21 protein-coding genes and 1 riboswitch are annotated in these 16,346 nt (G+C 38.8%); of the genes, 17 read left to right on the top strand and 4 right to left on the bottom strand.

The window, feature by feature from the left end:
* The first annotated feature begins 15 nt into the window (after positions 1–15).
* The 17 genes from G625_RS0110900 to G625_RS22450 all read left to right on the top strand — a co-directional run bounded on the left by G625_RS0110900 (position 16) and on the right by G625_RS22450 (position 13,569).
* Positions 16–489, top strand: coding sequence for a MazG family protein (locus G625_RS0110900; RefSeq protein WP_029201148.1), 474 nt, complete (start codon positions 16–18; stop codon positions 487–489).
* A gap of 44 nt (positions 490–533) precedes the next feature.
* The gene (locus G625_RS0110895) at positions 534–1,121 is read left to right on the top strand and encodes an HD domain-containing protein (protein ID WP_029201147.1); all 588 of its coding nucleotides are present in this window, start codon (positions 534–536) and stop codon (positions 1,119–1,121) included.
* 29 nt (positions 1,122–1,150) lie between these two features.
* On the top strand, positions 1,151–1,660 hold the full coding sequence (locus G625_RS0110890; protein WP_029201146.1) for a pyridoxamine 5'-phosphate oxidase family protein: 510 nt from the start codon (positions 1,151–1,153) through the stop codon (positions 1,658–1,660).
* A 15-nt stretch (positions 1,661–1,675) separates the two neighbouring features.
* Complete coding sequence (locus tag G625_RS0110885) at positions 1,676–2,281, top strand: HD domain-containing protein (protein WP_029201145.1); 606 nt, start codon at positions 1,676–1,678, stop codon at positions 2,279–2,281.
* 78 nt (positions 2,282–2,359) lie between these two features.
* Entirely contained in the window at positions 2,360–3,106 is a 747-nt protein-coding gene (gene yaaA / locus G625_RS0110880; protein ID WP_029201144.1) for a peroxide stress protein YaaA, read from the top strand.
* A 117-nt stretch (positions 3,107–3,223) separates the two neighbouring features.
* Complete coding sequence (locus G625_RS19495; protein ID WP_084152864.1) at positions 3,224–4,177, top strand: MBL fold metallo-hydrolase; 954 nt, start codon at positions 3,224–3,226, stop codon at positions 4,175–4,177.
* A gap of 292 nt (positions 4,178–4,469) precedes the next feature.
* A riboswitch (cyclic di-GMP riboswitch) is annotated at positions 4,470–4,543 on the top strand.
* Between the two features lie 14 nt (positions 4,544–4,557).
* Positions 4,558–4,989: a CAP domain-containing protein gene (locus G625_RS0110870; RefSeq protein WP_029201143.1), complete on the top strand. Its 432-nt coding sequence runs from the start codon at positions 4,558–4,560 to the stop codon at positions 4,987–4,989.
* 319 nt (positions 4,990–5,308) lie between these two features.
* Positions 5,309–6,460 carry a hypothetical protein gene (locus G625_RS0110865; protein ID WP_044932388.1) on the top strand — a complete coding sequence of 384 codons (1,152 nt, stop codon included), beginning with the start codon at positions 5,309–5,311 and terminating at the stop codon, positions 6,458–6,460.
* Positions 6,461–6,730: 270 nt separating this feature from the next.
* Positions 6,731–7,621, top strand: coding sequence for a hypothetical protein (locus G625_RS0110860; protein ID WP_029201141.1), 891 nt, complete (start codon positions 6,731–6,733; stop codon positions 7,619–7,621).
* Between the two features lie 235 nt (positions 7,622–7,856).
* Positions 7,857–9,164, top strand: a complete 1,308-nt coding sequence (locus G625_RS0110855) for an ATP-binding protein (RefSeq protein WP_029201140.1) — start codon at positions 7,857–7,859, stop codon at positions 9,162–9,164.
* A gap of 34 nt (positions 9,165–9,198) precedes the next feature.
* Positions 9,199–9,966: a PrsW family glutamic-type intramembrane protease gene (locus G625_RS0110850; RefSeq protein WP_029201139.1), complete on the top strand. Its 768-nt coding sequence runs from the start codon at positions 9,199–9,201 to the stop codon at positions 9,964–9,966.
* 39 nt (positions 9,967–10,005) lie between these two features.
* Positions 10,006–10,236: a hypothetical protein gene (locus G625_RS0110845; protein WP_029201138.1), complete on the top strand. Its 231-nt coding sequence runs from the start codon at positions 10,006–10,008 to the stop codon at positions 10,234–10,236.
* A gap of 37 nt (positions 10,237–10,273) precedes the next feature.
* Positions 10,274–10,819, top strand: a complete 546-nt coding sequence (locus tag G625_RS0110840) for a GNAT family N-acetyltransferase (RefSeq protein WP_029201137.1) — start codon at positions 10,274–10,276, stop codon at positions 10,817–10,819.
* A gap of 80 nt (positions 10,820–10,899) precedes the next feature.
* Entirely contained in the window at positions 10,900–11,751 is an 852-nt protein-coding gene (locus tag G625_RS0110835; RefSeq protein ID WP_029201136.1) for a hypothetical protein, read from the top strand.
* A gap of 91 nt (positions 11,752–11,842) precedes the next feature.
* A complete protein-coding gene (locus tag G625_RS21335) occupies positions 11,843–12,625 on the top strand; it encodes an EFR1 family ferrodoxin (RefSeq protein WP_029201135.1) in 783 nt (260 codons plus the stop codon).
* Positions 12,626–12,816: 191 nt separating this feature from the next.
* Positions 12,817–13,383 carry an RNA 2'-phosphotransferase gene (locus G625_RS0110825; protein WP_029201134.1) on the top strand — a complete coding sequence of 189 codons (567 nt, stop codon included), beginning with the start codon at positions 12,817–12,819 and terminating at the stop codon, positions 13,381–13,383.
* 24 nt (positions 13,384–13,407) lie between these two features.
* The gene (locus G625_RS22450) at positions 13,408–13,569 is read left to right on the top strand and encodes a hypothetical protein (protein ID WP_156885100.1); all 162 of its coding nucleotides are present in this window, start codon (positions 13,408–13,410) and stop codon (positions 13,567–13,569) included.
* A gap of 425 nt (positions 13,570–13,994) precedes the next feature.
* On the opposite strand, the gene G625_RS19485 is transcribed toward G625_RS22450, so the two are convergent.
* From G625_RS19485 to G625_RS19475, 4 genes are all read right to left on the bottom strand, one after another.
* Positions 13,995–14,309: a hypothetical protein gene (locus G625_RS19485; RefSeq protein ID WP_049895856.1), complete on the bottom strand. Its 315-nt coding sequence runs from the start codon at positions 14,307–14,309 to the stop codon at positions 13,995–13,997.
* Positions 14,306–15,463, bottom strand: coding sequence for an AAA family ATPase (locus G625_RS0110810; RefSeq protein ID WP_029201133.1), 1,158 nt, complete (start codon positions 15,461–15,463; stop codon positions 14,306–14,308). The genes G625_RS19485 and G625_RS0110810 overlap by 4 nt, the downstream gene beginning before the upstream one ends.
* A 156-nt stretch (positions 15,464–15,619) precedes the next feature.
* The gene (locus tag G625_RS23505; RefSeq protein WP_044932385.1) at positions 15,620–15,886 is read right to left on the bottom strand and encodes an RloB domain-containing protein; all 267 of its coding nucleotides are present in this window, start codon (positions 15,884–15,886) and stop codon (positions 15,620–15,622) included.
* A gap of 147 nt (positions 15,887–16,033) precedes the next feature.
* Positions 16,034–16,346, bottom strand: a 313-nt coding sequence (locus tag G625_RS19475) for a zinc ribbon domain-containing protein (RefSeq protein WP_044932383.1), incomplete at its 5' end; no start/stop codon positions are given.

Here is a 16,346-nt window from a genome sequence, read left to right as displayed (position 1 = left end):
TTGTAGGTGACATTTGTGACAGAGATTGAAAGATTAAAAGATATAGTAAAAACACTACGAAGTGAGAATGGCTGCCCCTGGGACAAGGCACAGACTCATGTGAGTCTTAAGGCAGCCTGTATTGAAGAAGCTTCTGAAGTAATCTGCGGGATCAATATTTTGAAAGAAACCAAGGATTCTGAAAACCTGAAAGAAGAACTTGGAGACCTACTTCTCCAGGTAATGTTCCATGCAGTAATGGCTGAGGAGGAAGGGCTCTTCACCTTTGATGACATCGCTAAGACAGTATCAGAAAAGATGCTGAGAAGACATCCTCATGTATTCGGAGATATGAAATATGCTTCTGAGGAAGAACTCCGTGAAGCATGGAATGAGATAAAGAAGGAAGAAAAGGCCGGGAAAGAATGGCAGGAAGAATATCTGAAATCTGCCTTTAAGGAGGCATCGGAGCTCATTACAAGGGCTGAGAAGCGGAAGGGATTCAGGTAAATAAAAGGTACCGGTTCAAACAACAATGAAGGGGTGATTATTCGATGGATGATCGTTTGAAAAAACAGCTGGAATTCTCTCTTGAGATTGATAAAGAAAAGAACGTTTTCAGACAGACCAGCCTCTCAGGGCATGGGAGAAAAGAGAATGATGCAGAACATGCCTGGCATATGGCAATCATGGCATATCTGTTAAAAGAATATTCTAATGAGCCAATTGACATAGCAAAGACCATGCTCATGTGTCTTATCCATGATGTGGTGGAAATAGATGCAGGCGATACCTATGCCTATGATGAAGAAGGGCTTAAGACACAGAAAGAGCGAGAAGATAAGGCTAAGGAACGTATATTCTCAATTCTGCCGGAAGATCAGAAAAAGGAACTTGTTTCTCTATTTGACGAGTTTGAAGCCTATGAAACACCGGAGTCACGATTTGCTCATGCCATGGATAATCTGCAGCCGCTTTTACTGAATGAAAGTAATGATGGCGGAGACTGGAGAGAACATAAGGCTACAGCTGATAAGGTTTACGGAAGGCAGAAAAAGACAAAGCTTGGATCGGAAAAGCTCTATGAGGAAGTGACTGATAAGATACTCAAGAAGAACATAAAGAATGGGAATATTCTATAGCTTCTTTCTTTATAAAAAGGATTAATACAATGTGGGAACATGACTATGATAAACAGGCAAATTACTGGATAAAAAAGGATGCTGATTCAGTTAAACTTGAACGGGAGAAACTGAAGGAAAGAATAGAATCCTTTATATGTGAGAGAAAGACATGTGCACTGGCTACGGCTGCGGACGGTTTTGTAAGATGTACTCCGATCGAATATAACTACATAGACAGATCATTTTACTTTTTGTCGGAAGGCGGGCTTAAGTTTAAAGCATTAAAAGATAATAAGAATGTCAGCATTGCTATTTTCGACGTTTATGATGGATTCGGAAATCTGAAGGGGCTTCAGGTACAGGGTAAAGCCTGGATGATAGAGCCTTTTTCAGATGAATATTTGAAGATTCTTGAGTATAAGAAGATTCCGGTTAAAGCTATTAGGAAAATGCCTGATGCCATGAATCTGATCAAGGTGGTTCCAAAGAGTTTCGATTATCTTGATTCAGATCTTAAGCAGGAAAACGTAGATATAAGACAGCATTTGGAACTGTAAGGAAGGGGATAGAAAATGATAACGAGAGAAGAAGCTTTTAATCTGCTGAAGAAATACAATAAGGATCCTTTCCATATCCAGCACTCACTGACTGTGGAAGCAGTCATGAAGTGGTATGCGAAGGAGCTTGGATATGAGGATGAAGAAGATCGATGGGGCATCGTGGGACTTCTCCACGACATTGATTTTGAACTTTATCCGGAGGAACACTGTCTTAAGGCGGTATCCCTACTAAGGGAAGGCGGGGTAGATGAGGGTATCATCCATTCTGTCTGCTCACATGGGTATGGGATAACTGTACCATGCGGTGTGACAATAGACGTGGAACCTATACATGAAATGGAGAAGGTTCTGTTTGCTGCGGATGAACTTACAGGGCTTATATGGGCTGCAGCACTTATGAGACCATCAAAAAGCACAAAGGACATGGAATTAAAGTCCCTGAAAAAGAAGTATAAGAGCAAGGGATTTGCAGCCGGATGTTCCAGGGAAGTAATTGAGAGAGGCGCAGAACAGCTTGGCTGGGAGCTTGATAAACTTCTCGACATGACACTTAAGGCCATGGCCGCAAGTGAAGATACGATCAATGCAGAAATGGCTGCTCAGAGCGGCAGAATATAATGCTTGTCAGATCATTCTGTGTGGTACGATTTACATGTGTTAGCAGTTCTTAAATGCAAAGGAATTTATTTTTAAATTATGAGAATTATTTTATCGCCTGCCAAAAAAATGAATAAGGATACTGACAAACTGGACTATAAGGATCTTCCCGTATTCCTTGAACAGACAGCATGTATCCTGTCCTGGCTCTGTGATCATTCGCTATCAGAGCTTCAAAAACTGTGGGGCTGCAATGAGAAGATAGCGAAGCAGAATTATGAACGTATCAAGGATATGGATTTACACAGTTGCTTAACACCTGCGATAATTTCATATGAAGGTCTTGCCTATCAATACATGGCACCAGCAGTATTTGAGAGGAGCTCTATAGATTATGTTCAGGAACATCTGAGAATCCTATCGGGATTCTACGGAGTCCTGAAGCCTTTAGATGGTGTGACTCCATATAGACTTGAGATGCAGGCAAAGGTAAGTTTACGTGGTCACAAAGATCTATATGATTTTTGGGGACAGAGACTTTATGATGAAGTAAGTGATGGAACCGGGATTATCATTAATCTTGCTTCTAAGGAATATTCAAAGTGTATAGAAAAGTATCTGAAGCCTGATGATACATTTATAACTGTAACTTTTGGCGAGACTGTAAATGGAAAGCTTGTGACAAAGGGTACATATGCAAAGATGGCACGTGGCGAGATGGTAAGGTTCATGGCAGAGAACATGATAGAAGATCCAAATGAGATAAAGAACTTTGACCGTCTTGGATATGTATTCAGGAATGATTTATCTAATGGTGATGAACTGGTATTTGAAAGAAGAAAATGATTTTGTCTTTTTTAGAGAGCTTAAATATGAGAAGCTTGAGTATACCATTGAATAACACTTACTACGAAGAGTTTTAAAATCCAAAGGGATTGGATGAACTAAAAAAAGAGGTTATTTATGAGAATTATAAACCTGATAGAAAATACTGAAGGGAAAGCAGGTTGTGCAAGCGCACATGGACTGTCATTTTATGTAGAGACTTCCGGACATAAGGTGCTTGTAGACCTGGGACCATCTGACGAAACAATCAAAAATGCCGAGATATTAGGCATTGACCTCTCACGGATAGATACTGTCATTCTGAGTCATGGACATTATGACCATTCCGGAGGAATCAAAGCATTCTCCCGGATAAATCCCAGTGCGGTTATTTACATGCAACAGTCTGCATCTGATGATCATTATGCCGACGATGGAGAAAGTGCAGGCAGTGAGCGATACAAATACATAGGGATAGATAAAGATTTCCTGAATCTTCCTCAGGTTAAGATAGTATCCGGTGATTACAGAATCGATGATGAACTGGAGCTTTTTACACTAAGGAAAAGGACACATAAACTGCCGTTTACGAATAAACGCATATTAAAAAAGGAAAACGGGGAATATGTAGAGGATGATTTCAAACATGAGCAATATCTCGTTATAAAGGATGACGGTAAAAGGATACTGATGTCCGGTTGTGCTCACAATGGTATACCGAACATCCTTGATGCGTACAAAGATAAGTATGATTCATTTCCGGACGCAGTGATCAGCGGCTTCCATCTGATGAAAAAAGTAAAATACACAAAGGATGAAATAGATGAACTCCTGAAAATCGGAAGGGAATTGAAGAAATGCCCGACCATGTTCTATACCTGTCATTGTACAGGGGAAACAGCTTATAAGATACTCAGGATCACAATGGGCGAACAGATCAGGTATGTCCATTCAGGTGATGAAGTAAAGATAGAGAAATGGAACAAAGATAAGGAAAGGAAACAAGTATTTATGAAATGGCATAAGTTTTTTGCATGGGCTACAGTATTCTGTTTTGTGATGACAATGATGACCGGATATGAGAAGAAATGATCGGGTATCCCAATGCTATCGGCACCATTTAAATGATGCCGACTTTTTGGGCAATAATATATTGAAAACTGGTTTTTATGGGAGTAGGATACGTGCAAACAATTAAAATAGCCAATATATTAAAAATAAGACTTACACAAACAAATTAAAAGCCGAAATTAATTTATTAATTTTAACTAAAGTTATTGCAATTTAAATTATTTATAGTATAATTAGTATTGTAAAGAGGAGATGAGAAAAGAAAGGAACCAAAAAAACGGTTCGCTTCTCTTTAAACTAAGATCCAACCTAGATCTTAGTTGGGCAAACCCGGAGAAATCCGGCGACGCAAAGCTATAGGGACCGAAAGGTCAGCCAGTTGCACTTGAAAGGAAAAGAAAATGAGAAACCTCGTTAGAACATTATTCGCAGCAATCTTCTTCGCAGTAATGATGACACTTACATCTTTTGCACAGACTGACCTTGAGGCTCAGGCACTTGCAAAGGTTAATGAGATAAGAATGGCAAACGGTCTTTCAGCAGTTCAGTACAGCGCATCACTTGAGACAACATCAGTAGTAAGAGCAAACGAGATCACAACTAAGTTCTCACACACAAGACCGGACGGAACAGACTGGTACACAGTAAATGCAGATCTTCAGTACGGCGAGAACCTTGCAGAAGGCTACAACACAGCAGACGACGTAGTAAACGCTTGGATGGCATCACCTACACACAGAGCAAACATCTTAAAGCCTGACTTCACAACTTGCGCAATCTCAACAACAACTCAGAACGGAAGAATATACTGGGCACAGGAATTCGGAATCTGATGTAAACAAAAAATGATAAACCTCTCCTTATAAATTAAACCTACGTACATAAAAGACTCTATCGGAACCAAATCCGGTAGGGTCTTTTAGCTGGTTTATTCACCCTTGGTAAAATAACCCTTTGGATGTTTTATCAGATAAATATTTGCCATGTAGTCTGTGATACAATAGAAATCAGTTCAGTTACTGAAAATATCATAAATTAGCAAGATAAGGGGCATTAAAAATGAAAAAAATATTCGACAAAAAAATAAAATCCTTACTAATATGTGTTGTGGTTATATTCACAGCGTTTTTTATTGTATCGTGTGGGGATGAGATGATCTTTCCAAGGGAATCAGACGCAGAAAAAGTTACTACCACGAATGCAGTATATCTTGGGATTAAAAATTATGGACAGGAGGAGGTCAATAAGGATAATAAAGACAGCTTCCAGTACATGTTTGAAATAGATGGCAAAGAGAGTACTTTCCGGATGGATAATGGAACCGTAAATGAGGATGGGGCATATGATTATCCAATTCAGAATATTCTGAAGGAAGGATACAGCTATTTAGTTGTTATAAGCGGTAATACTATCATTTCGGCGGAAGAGACAGGAGACGAAAAAGTGAGCTATGTACCTAAGGTCCAGGGAACTCCGGGAAAACGTACGCTTTTAAATTTTTTAAAGACCGCAATGATGCCTGTCGGAACAACGCTGTATATTTATGGCGGTGGCTGGGACTGGCAGGATGTAGGTTCCGCAATACAGACGAGAACAATCGGTGTTTCGCCGGACTGGGTAAAGTTTTTTGATGAGCATGATGAGGATTTTACCTACAAGTCAAAAGACGGGAATGAAGATAATTCCGATCCTTCAACCAGCTATTATCCTTATGGCGGATATAATGAATACTATTACGCAGGTCTGGACTGTTCCGGGTATTTAGGCTGGATTTTGTATAATACCTTTGAAACAGAGAATGGGAAAGATGGTTATGTGGGTGGCTCCACCGGCATTGCAAAAAGGCTCTCTAAAATGGGCTTCGGTGAGTGGACACAAAATGTCAAAGCACCGGACGGAAAGAACGGATATGAGATGAAGCCAGGGGATGTCATGAGTATTAACGGTCATGTGTGGATAAGCCTCGGTACCTGCGATGACGGTAGTGTGGTCATAGTCCACAGTACACCTGCAAACAGCAGAACAGGGCAGCCCGGAGGTGGTGTGGAGATCAGTGCGATCGGAACCACAGAAAAGTGCGAGGCATATATTCTGGCAGATCACTATATGTCAGAGTACTATCCCAAGTGGTATGAAAGGTATCCGGTAAAACTGGCTGAACCTGAAGTGTATTTCACTTTTGAGGGCGAAAATGCCGGTCGTTTTACCTGGAATACTGAAAATACTACAGATGGAATTACGGATCCGGAAAGGGTAAGTGAGAAAAGCCCGGAGGATGTTCTGAAAATGTTGTTTGCAGAATGAGAAAAATATGCATAGTAGATATTTGAAAGATAATGATAATGAAGCATAAATCGATATTTGGGAAACCAAGCAGGGCATTCATTTTGGCTTTAAGGAGAAGTCTCTTAATGATTTGAAACATTGACATTATATTTGTAGTTAAATAATGATGTACGATAACTTCACAGACGTTATGGTCTTTTAACAATTAAAAGCTAATCACATTAAATGATAATGTCGAAATAAATGGTAGGGGAAAAGTGAATTAATAACTGATAAGGAGGTGGAAAATTGAAACAAAAACATCATAAAGACAATACACTTGTGTTTTTCGTTATGCTGATTGTTTCTGGCATCCTGTCATTCTTGATAGTTTGTAGACCGTTTCAAAAACAGGAGAGCAGCACAGCTGTTACTTACAGTGAGTTTAAGGAGCTGGCATCTGATCAGAAAGAAGAAGAATTTTCTAATCTTACCGGGCAGGAGATATATGATCTTGTAAAAAATAGTGATGAGAATTGGCCGGTGACAGCATATGACCTTATACCTCCACGCAATGCTAAGTGGACGATAGTTCTGTTTGATAATAATGGAGATCTTCATTTTAGCCTTGCATGGCCGCACTATGGTGGTTTTTTACCCGAGAGCATAGCATCAATCAAAGAGCTTTCCGGAACAGTTGATGTGAGCAGAGACGGAGGAGATGGCGGGTATTCCATGTCCTACGGAAGAAACAAAGATGGAAGCTATCCGGATGATTCACAGAGAAGTGTCCCTAAAAGTTCTGCTACGGTTCGAACCGGAACATTGGATATCGATAAGTATAAAGAGGTAGTCGAGATAGTAGTAAGTGAAAACAGTGAAGAAGAACGACTTGCTGCGCTAACAGATATGGACTACAAGGAGGATATTGCTGCACGTTTCATAGCTGATCAGACCGCATGGCTGACACGTGATGAAGTTGCCGGACCGGATAATATTTCGGATGGTGCAGCCTCTGTAGGACACGAAGTTGAAAGCAGTTATGGCTATTATGGAGTTACTGCCCCTTGGAAAGCCGGAGACCTTGATCTCTGTGGCGGCGCCGGACAGATAAATACCGTTTTCAGTTGGGGAACCTTGTGCGATTCCGGGCTGATATATGACATTGGAGAAGCTGAAATCAAGATTGCCAATAAATAAAGTTTATTGAACCACGTACTCGTTTATGGCACTTTTAGACACTTTTAAATTACCTGGGCAGTTGGGGCTTTCTTTAGTCATTTTGTCTGTTGAATTACTTTTCGTGATATAGGATTACCAAAAAATGAACCGATCTCTGATCAATCAAGCAGAAACCGGCTTTTTTTGAGTAAGATTTCTTATCTACAAAATAATATTCCTAAAAAATGTAGAATTCTACAATTTAGGAGATTAAATGATAAAGAGAGATAAGTACTTAAATCAACTTATAAGTGCACAAAAGAACGGGTTTCCAAAAATTATTACAGGCATAAGGCGATGTGGCAAATCATTTTTGTTAAAAGAAATATATAGAGAATACCTAATAAATAGTGGCGTTAATGAGAATAAAATTATCATATTAGAACTGGATGATGACAGGAACATCAAATATCGCGATCCCATTGTACTTGGTGAATATATTCGTGAACAGTGTAAAGGCGAGGGAGAATTCTTTGTCTTTATATGTGAGGTTCAAAAGGTATATAAGATATTGAACCCAGTACTTACAGAAGGAAAGCATATCCTTGCAAAAGAAGATGATGAAGAAACGATATCTTTTGTAGATGTTGTTCTTGGCTTATCAAGGGAAAAAAACATTGATCTTTATGTTACAGGCTCAAATTCAAAAATGCTTTCTTCCGATATAGGTACGGAGTTCAGAGACAAAGCTACTAACATAGCGTTGTCACCTTTATCTTTTGAGGAATATTTCGAATATGTGGGCGGATCAGCAACGGATGCATTTTATTCATATATGCAGTATGGGGGCATGCCACTTGCTGTTTTAAAGAATGATGAAGAAAAAAAGGAGTATCTTAAGAACCTTTTCCATACTACGTATTTTAGCGATATTGTAGAAAGAAATCATTTGAAAAAGGGCGAGGCATTGGATGAACTATGTAACATAATCAGTTCTTCGACAGGTTCATTGCTAAATGCTGATAAGATTGCAAAAACGTTTGTAAGCGTACGGCACGAGAAAATAGACAGAGCGACAGTAGAGAGCTACATGGAATATTTTAAAGATGCTTTTTTGCTACGTGAGGCAAAACGATATGATCTTAAAGGCAGAAAAGAGATTGGAGCATTAAGGAAATATTATTTCTGTGATACAGGACTCCGTAATGCCAGGCTGAATTTTGCTTATCCGGATGAAGCACAGATGCTGGAAAATATTGTCTATAATGAGCTTTGCTATAATGGCAACACAGTAAATGTAGGGGCTTTTGATACTGTCGAAAAAGATAAGAACGGAAAGTCTGTCAGAAAGACAAATGAAGTAGATTTTTATGCTACAAAAGGGGTCAGATCATATTATATCCAAGTAACTGCGGATATATCAAACGCAGATACAAGGACAAGAGAAGTACGTCCTTATATTATGTTGAATGATCAGGTACAGAAGGTACTGGTAATCAATAGGCCTATTAATGAGACTAGAGATGAACAAGGATTTACGATTATTGGAATTTCAGACTTTTTACTCAGGTTTATAAAATAATAAATTGCTGTTTTTTGAAAGATGGAGGACATGCATGACTCTTTCTACAGTTTTATCTTTAATCATTACGGTTTTTGTATGCGGAATACTATATTACAGGATGGTTAAAAGAGAAAGCCCTGAGCCTATTGGCTGGATACAGGCCCTTGTACCGATTGCCTTAGGAATGGCCACGATGGAAATCTCAGGGTTTATTGGAGTTAAGCTATTTTATGCAAATACTTCATTAAGGACTGCGGTTGATCAAATGCCTGCATTAATGGGGTCGATTGTAAGTGCCTTTATGGTTGCAGGCATGCCGGAAGAAGTTATAAAGTTTATTGCAATCATTATATTTGCCGGAATCTTTAAACCAAGAATTAAAAATGTATATGAATATATCCTTTTAGGAGCTGCTATTGGCTTTGGATTTACAATAATGGAAGAAATGGCATATTCCGGTGATGATACAGGTATGGAGATGGTATATATGCTCCTTAGGAAGATATCAGTTCCTGCCCATATGGCTCTCAATATGTTGATGGGCGAATTTATCGGAATTGCAAAGTATAGGAAGACCTTGAATAAAGGTTATTCGGTTAGTTGTTATTTCATCGCCTTATTCGTTCCGATGCTTATACATACGCTGTATGATGCTTTCACAGCTTTAAACAGGCTTGTTGTAAACCCTGATAGTTTTGTCTCCGGAATTATATTGGCTCTGATAGGTTTTATAGGATTCCCAGTGTGGATCATATATATGCTGATAAGATACAAGAAAAAGACAGGAGAATTCTGCAGCATGAGTCTGTTGCCGGAATAGATTATAAATAAGCATAAGTTTGGATTTAGAGGTTTTGATATGAAGAAGTTATTGGTTTTTGTAGCCCTTTTGAGCTTACTCCTTACAGGATGTAACAGAACACTCGTAGATACTACGTGGGCATATAAATATGCTGACATTAATGGCGTTGGAACCGTAGAAGTTTCTTCGTGGACTGATTATGAGAATTCAGACATGATTCAGATAAAGGCTTCCGACGGAACTGTTTATCTTACACATTCAGTTAATGTGGTTCTTAGAACAAAATGATGAAGGATCGGAATAGGGAAAAAGGAAAGAGTATCGGATGATTTATAACAAGAAGATAATTCTTAAAAATGGACAAGAAGCATTACTCAGAAACGGTGATGAGCAGGACGGCAAAGAAGTCTGTGACGTTTACAATAGGACTCATGCCGAAACTGATTTTATGCTCGCTTATCCCGATGAAAACTGTTTTGATCCTGAGCGGGAGTCTAAGTTCCTTTCAGATAAAACGAAGAGTCCTACCGATATAGAGATCATTGCTATTGTGGATGAAATAATCGTCGGGACCGGCGGCATTCAGGCTATTGGAACGATACATAAGCTAATGCACCGTACTGACTTTGGGGTATGTGTACTTAAGGAATACTGGGGGATTGGCATCGGAAAAGCCATTTCGGAGGCCTGCATAGAATGCGCCAGAAACGCCGGATTTGTTCAGATTGAATTAAATGTTGTTTCGGACAATATAAAGGCAATTGAAATGTACAAAGCTATGGGTTTTATAGAATTTGGACGTAATCCCAGGGGATTTAATTCGAGGATAAGCGGATATCAGGAAGTGATTTCCATGTACAAGTGCCTTTAAAAAGGCATCTATATAAAGATGCTTTTTTGCTACGAGAAGTATTACGGGCGAAAATATATGTATAGACGGGGGTATAAAACATGATTAAAAAAATAATTGGTGTAGTGTTAATACTCACAGGCGGATTCTTTACGTTTGCAGCTGCAAAAGCTGTTTTAACTAATCCTTCAACTGTGAATCAGCTGGAAGAAGCACCGTTCATAACTGATGGCAAAGTTGATCCGGCCAATGAGGGAAAAGATGTTATATTGCTGGTATCAACTGACTTAATAGATAATGCTGAAGACTATGAACTTGGTCTGAGATTTGAATATCCGGTGATTCATCGTGAAGTAGAAGAATTGAAATACGATGGGGCGGATCAGATCAAATGGGAACGTTTATATAGTTTTAGCAATGAAGAAACATTAACTGATGAGGTTTTCTTTGGAAACATAAGCGGTCTTGAGTATGAGGTTGACAGCAGTTTGATGGTCGGTCTTAGTGGGAATTCAAAACAGCTGAAAAAGGCTGATTACAAAGAGGAAGATCTTAAGGTTCTGTTTGATGATATTCAGGGACTTGGTGCCGAAGAATATAATGATGTCCTTTATATCACAGACACTGATTCCAGATACTTTAAAAACTGCGATGGAAAAAAAGCTTCTGACTTATTGTGGAATGATTATACCGAACAGGTAGGTGCCATAAGGATAAGCTACCGCGGAACCGTAGTTGATAACATTGATTCAATTGCTCTTATAGGTAAACAAGTAGGTAATCGACTTGAAAAATCAGATACTATTGATTCTGTTTCATGTTTTGAGAATGTACACAACAAAGAAGAATTCATGAAAGAACATAAGAAAACTTCTGCTTTTGGTATCGGATTTGGTTTGATAGTGAGCATTGCCTTATTGCTGTCCGGGGTATTTCTTGTTGTTAAGAGTTAACTTGATTATGTGGTATAAAGGAGTAACGGCCGTATGATACTTGTGACAGGGACAACTGGATTTGTTGGCGGAAAGATAATGGAGGTCTGCTATGCACGAAAACGTAATATTCTGTTATTCGGGAACAGGGAACTGTTTGAATCTTGCAAAGAATATAGCAACGGGTATCGGTGGTGCGGATATCATAATGATGCGTTCAAAACCGAAGGTTTCAGATGTTACTGAAGCTAAAAAAGTAGGGTTTGTTTTCCCATGTTATGGTGGCGGAGCCCCGGAAGACGTATTGAAATATGTTAAGACTATAAAAGTGAATCCTGATGCTTATACTTTCGGGATATGTCAGCCAGCTGTTTATAAGGGGACCGGTCTTGCAGAACTAAACAGCATAATCCCGCTTAAGTATTGGAGCGTAGTAACACACCATTGCAGCTGTGTATGGCTGTTTCCGCATAATGTCATGGTTCCATTTCTTAATAAAGAAAAAGCGCAGGAAAGAAGTGAAAACAGGGCAGCTCAAATTGCTAAGGATATCATGAATGAGAAAACATCCAAGAGACCATTCAGAAATCCTCTAAACGTTATTGAGAACAAAATCTGGCCTGTTATTGCAAATATAAAGATCAAGGCATTTTCTATAAGTGATAAATGTATTTTATGCGGACAGTGTGTAAAACTGTGTCCGAGACAGAATATAAAGATGGAGAATGGAAAGCCCAGATTCGGAACTAACTGTGCCCAGTGTCTAGGATGTCTTCAATATTGTCCGAAGAATGCAATTTCAATTGGCAGGATAACAGACAGACGGGAGCATTATCATAATCCAAAGGTAAAGGCAGAAGATCTTATGGAAGATATCATACATGTAGATATTTGATGAGTTTTTCACTAACGAATATTAAGCTGAAAAATTGGATGTCTTTTATGGTCGGAGGAGAGAATGTCTATAATCACAAAAATTCTGGCAACAATGGTTGCTCAGTTGTAGTAATAATAGATAAGCGGATATCAGGAAGTAATTTCCATATACAAGAGCCTGAAATAATTACCACTGCAAAGGTGATCACAATGGACAAGAAAGAAAAAGAATTAAGCAAGTTTTTGAGCCTCATACTTAGGCATAAACCGGAGACCATAGGTATAAAACTTGATGAACATGGATGGGCAGATGTCGGGAAACTTATTGCTGGGATAGGAAAAACTCATAAGTTCGACAAGGAAATGCTTGAAAAGATAGTGGCAGAAGATGAAAAGCAGAGGTATTCGTTTAACGAGGATAAGACGCTTATCAGGGCTAATCAGGGGCATTCTATTAACGTGGATGTGGAACTAAAAAAGACCATTCCTCCTGAAATCCTTTGGCACGGTACGGGCGAAAAGTATGTTGAGTCAATACTTGGGAAGGGACTTATCCCTAAATCAAGATTATACGTCCATTTGTCAAAAGACTATGATACGGCGGTCAAAGCAGGAAGCCGACATGGAAAACCTGTAGTATTCAAAGTGTATGCCGGAAGAATGGCAGAAGAGGGATATGAGTTTTTCCTGTCAGAAAATGATGTATGGCTGTCTAAGCACGTACCAAAGGAATATATAGAAGTTTATAACCCGTATAGTGGTGAAGGGTTAAAGTAAACTCTATTGAAAGGAGCCCGGATTATGAGCAGTAATGATGATGATGAGTTTTTTGATATGTTCATGATGGGAATGTTCGATGACCACAGTTCACCGAAAAGGGGCGGTGGTGGATGTGCAGTCTGTATTCTTATTATGGTATGTGCATCTGTTTTATTTAAGGTCTTGTTAACCTCTATAGTTTGAGAAGATTTGTTGAATAGAATATCATGGTCACAAAGGTGTGACCGGGATATTTTTTGTAAATTAAGTAATAATACTTTAGTGACATCGAATTTGACAGGATCACCTGTCAGATTCGATGTCCCTTTTTTTATCAAGAAAGGATCAAACCCATATGAAACAGAAAACCATCATCCTAGTGGACGGCGAGAACGTAAGCGCAAATATTTCGCAAAACCCTTGTTTAACGAAATAATAGTGATAAACTGCCGTGAGAACAACCCTTAATTGATGTCGGTTTTGTCGGTTTAACCAAAACCTGTAAAAAGAATAAAGCAGAAGTGTAAAATGTCTGTTTTTTCGGCTTTTTACACTTCTGCTTTATTCTTTAAACCAGTTTCTGTAAAATGCCGAATAAATAAACCAGAATCTGTAAAATGCCGAAGATATTAAAGCAGAAATTCAGGTGCCGTAATAACATTTATGACATCTATTTCCTCACGGTATGGTTGGCTCAGTCTGAAATTCTCTCTTCTCGAATCAAGCACCCGTATAATCGTGAGCTTAAAATCCATTCTTACTTTCAGATATCTTTGCACGAAGGTTTCGGCGTTTCTACATCGTATAATCTCACCATGAAAAAGATCGTTTTCTGTGAATATCAACCTGTCCGCATCAAGAAGCAATTCCATTATTGCAGTCTCAGCTCCGCCTTCGCATATTACAGCCACTTTTTCTCCAAGGATCAGTTTCTTTCTTTTCAATGTATCTCCCCACGAAGAAATCTTTTGAAATCCATATAAGCCTCATAGTTCGGGGCAGTTCCTTTAAGATAGTTGCTCTCATAAGCAACACTCTTTTTTATGTCATTTCTGGTAAAACGAGATGCCAGGTTTTCTATCGAAATACCATCTTCATTCCTGATAATATAGGTATTATCATTTCGGTCAAATTCATCCAGTAACGATGGATAATGTGTTGAAAATACCAAGATCGCACCATTCTTATTTATCTTGGTGTTTTGGAAAAATCTTATCAGTGTGGCAACCAACTCCCTGTTAAAGTGATTCTCCATTTCATCTATCAAAAGAATTCCGCCATTTTTGAATATATCAATAGCAACCATATACACGGTAAGGCCTTTTATTGTGCCGGAGGAAAGATAGAGATTTAATTCTCTTTCATTTGACAGTATTATTTCTTCCTTCTGTCTGTAAAACTTCAAACGTATGTCTTTCTTCAGGCCTTTTCTTTCATAACGAAGGTACTCGACGCTTGGATCCAACAACTTTAGAAGACTTGCTGGAAATACAGCTTCTACTTCAAGTCTGTTATCGTCCGTAATATCAGACAGATCCTTGTAGTCAATTCTGCATGAATGCTCCTTATTATAGGCGATCATAATGCTTATGTCGTCTCTGAGATATGCTTCGTTATTATCTCTGCTCACTTCAGAGTCATATTTCGTGAAATCAAAGAGAGCCTTCTTGTATTTCACTTTTTTTGAAGACTTTGATTTCAAGGTTTCATCCAGAATAACATATCTTCTTTCCTTGCTGCTCTTGTCTACTCCTATTTCTACAGTCAGATCATTTATATTTCCATCATCATAAAAGAAGACTTCTAATATCAATCTGTCTTCATCATTCATAATTGCCAGCACATCTCTTACACCAGCATTATTGATCTGATTTGCCGAAAGCAGATTCAATACGAAAGAAACCATGTTAAGAACAATCGTCTTTCCTGACGCATTGATCCCGATAAGTGCGATCACATTATTCTGGTATATATTTGAAAACAGAGAAGTCATCTGATCTCTGTCTTCATCAGTAACTCTCTGCGAAGCAATAAAATCTATCGTTTCGTTTTCCTTAAAAAGAGGGTATCCGGAACAAACAATTCTTAAAAGCCTCATATCTAACCTCACTATACTTTATTTACGTATTTGGCGTAATTATTAATCTACATTCTACCTGTATTGTCCATCAATATCAAGCAATAATTACGTGATTCCAGTAAATAATCACCAAATAAAAAATAATCCCAGACCCTTTAGGGTCGGGGTAATTGACTATAAATAGTCTTTTAGATGTTGGATCAATTCGTGTACTTTTGTTCCGGGAGCAGAAGCTGATGGAACTTTGCCTTTATTATTGCACTCCAAGCGTATTGCGTTTGTTATAGCATCCTTCATGAAAGGCCTCAGAATCTCAAACATATCTGTCCTGTTTTTTGAGTATTTTCCGTAGCCATATTTTGTCAACCATTCAGAAAGCTTAGGCCAATATTCTTTTCTGTCAATTACCCCGACCCTAAAGGGTCTGGGCTTGTAACTCATCCGTAAGGTCCTAACGTCATAATACTATGCTCCCTTACTGTGCAGGTTTCCTTGCATCCCCGTGGTACAACGGGACTATGGTTACATCACCGGACGATTGACTTACGTCCGCTTTTTAAACAGTCAGGTCATGCCCGGCTGTTTTGTTTAATCGATTTTTCTGCTTCCAAACCTTGGATTAGTATCTCCTGATACATACATGGTTCCGAGTTCATACAGGTTCATGGCACCTATACGATCATCATTGGAATGATAACCGCAGGCATCACATATATACTCATGTATATCATGATGTCTGTTGAGCTTGTGTATCCTGCCACACTTAGGGCATCTCTGTGATGTATAGGATGCATCAACCTTTAGTACGAATGAGTCGGTTTCCTTTACCTTGTATGAAAGGAACTGCTCCAGCTGATAGAATGACCATGACCTCAACTCACCATTCTGTTTCTTGTTCCAT

Origin of the sequence: Oribacterium sp. NK2B42, assembly GCF_000424445.1 — a bacterium.
Taxonomy (GTDB): Bacteria; Bacillota; Clostridia; order Lachnospirales; family Lachnospiraceae; genus Oribacterium.
Note: the sequence above shows the minus strand (reverse complement) of the source record. Positions and strands in the feature narration are given on the sequence as shown.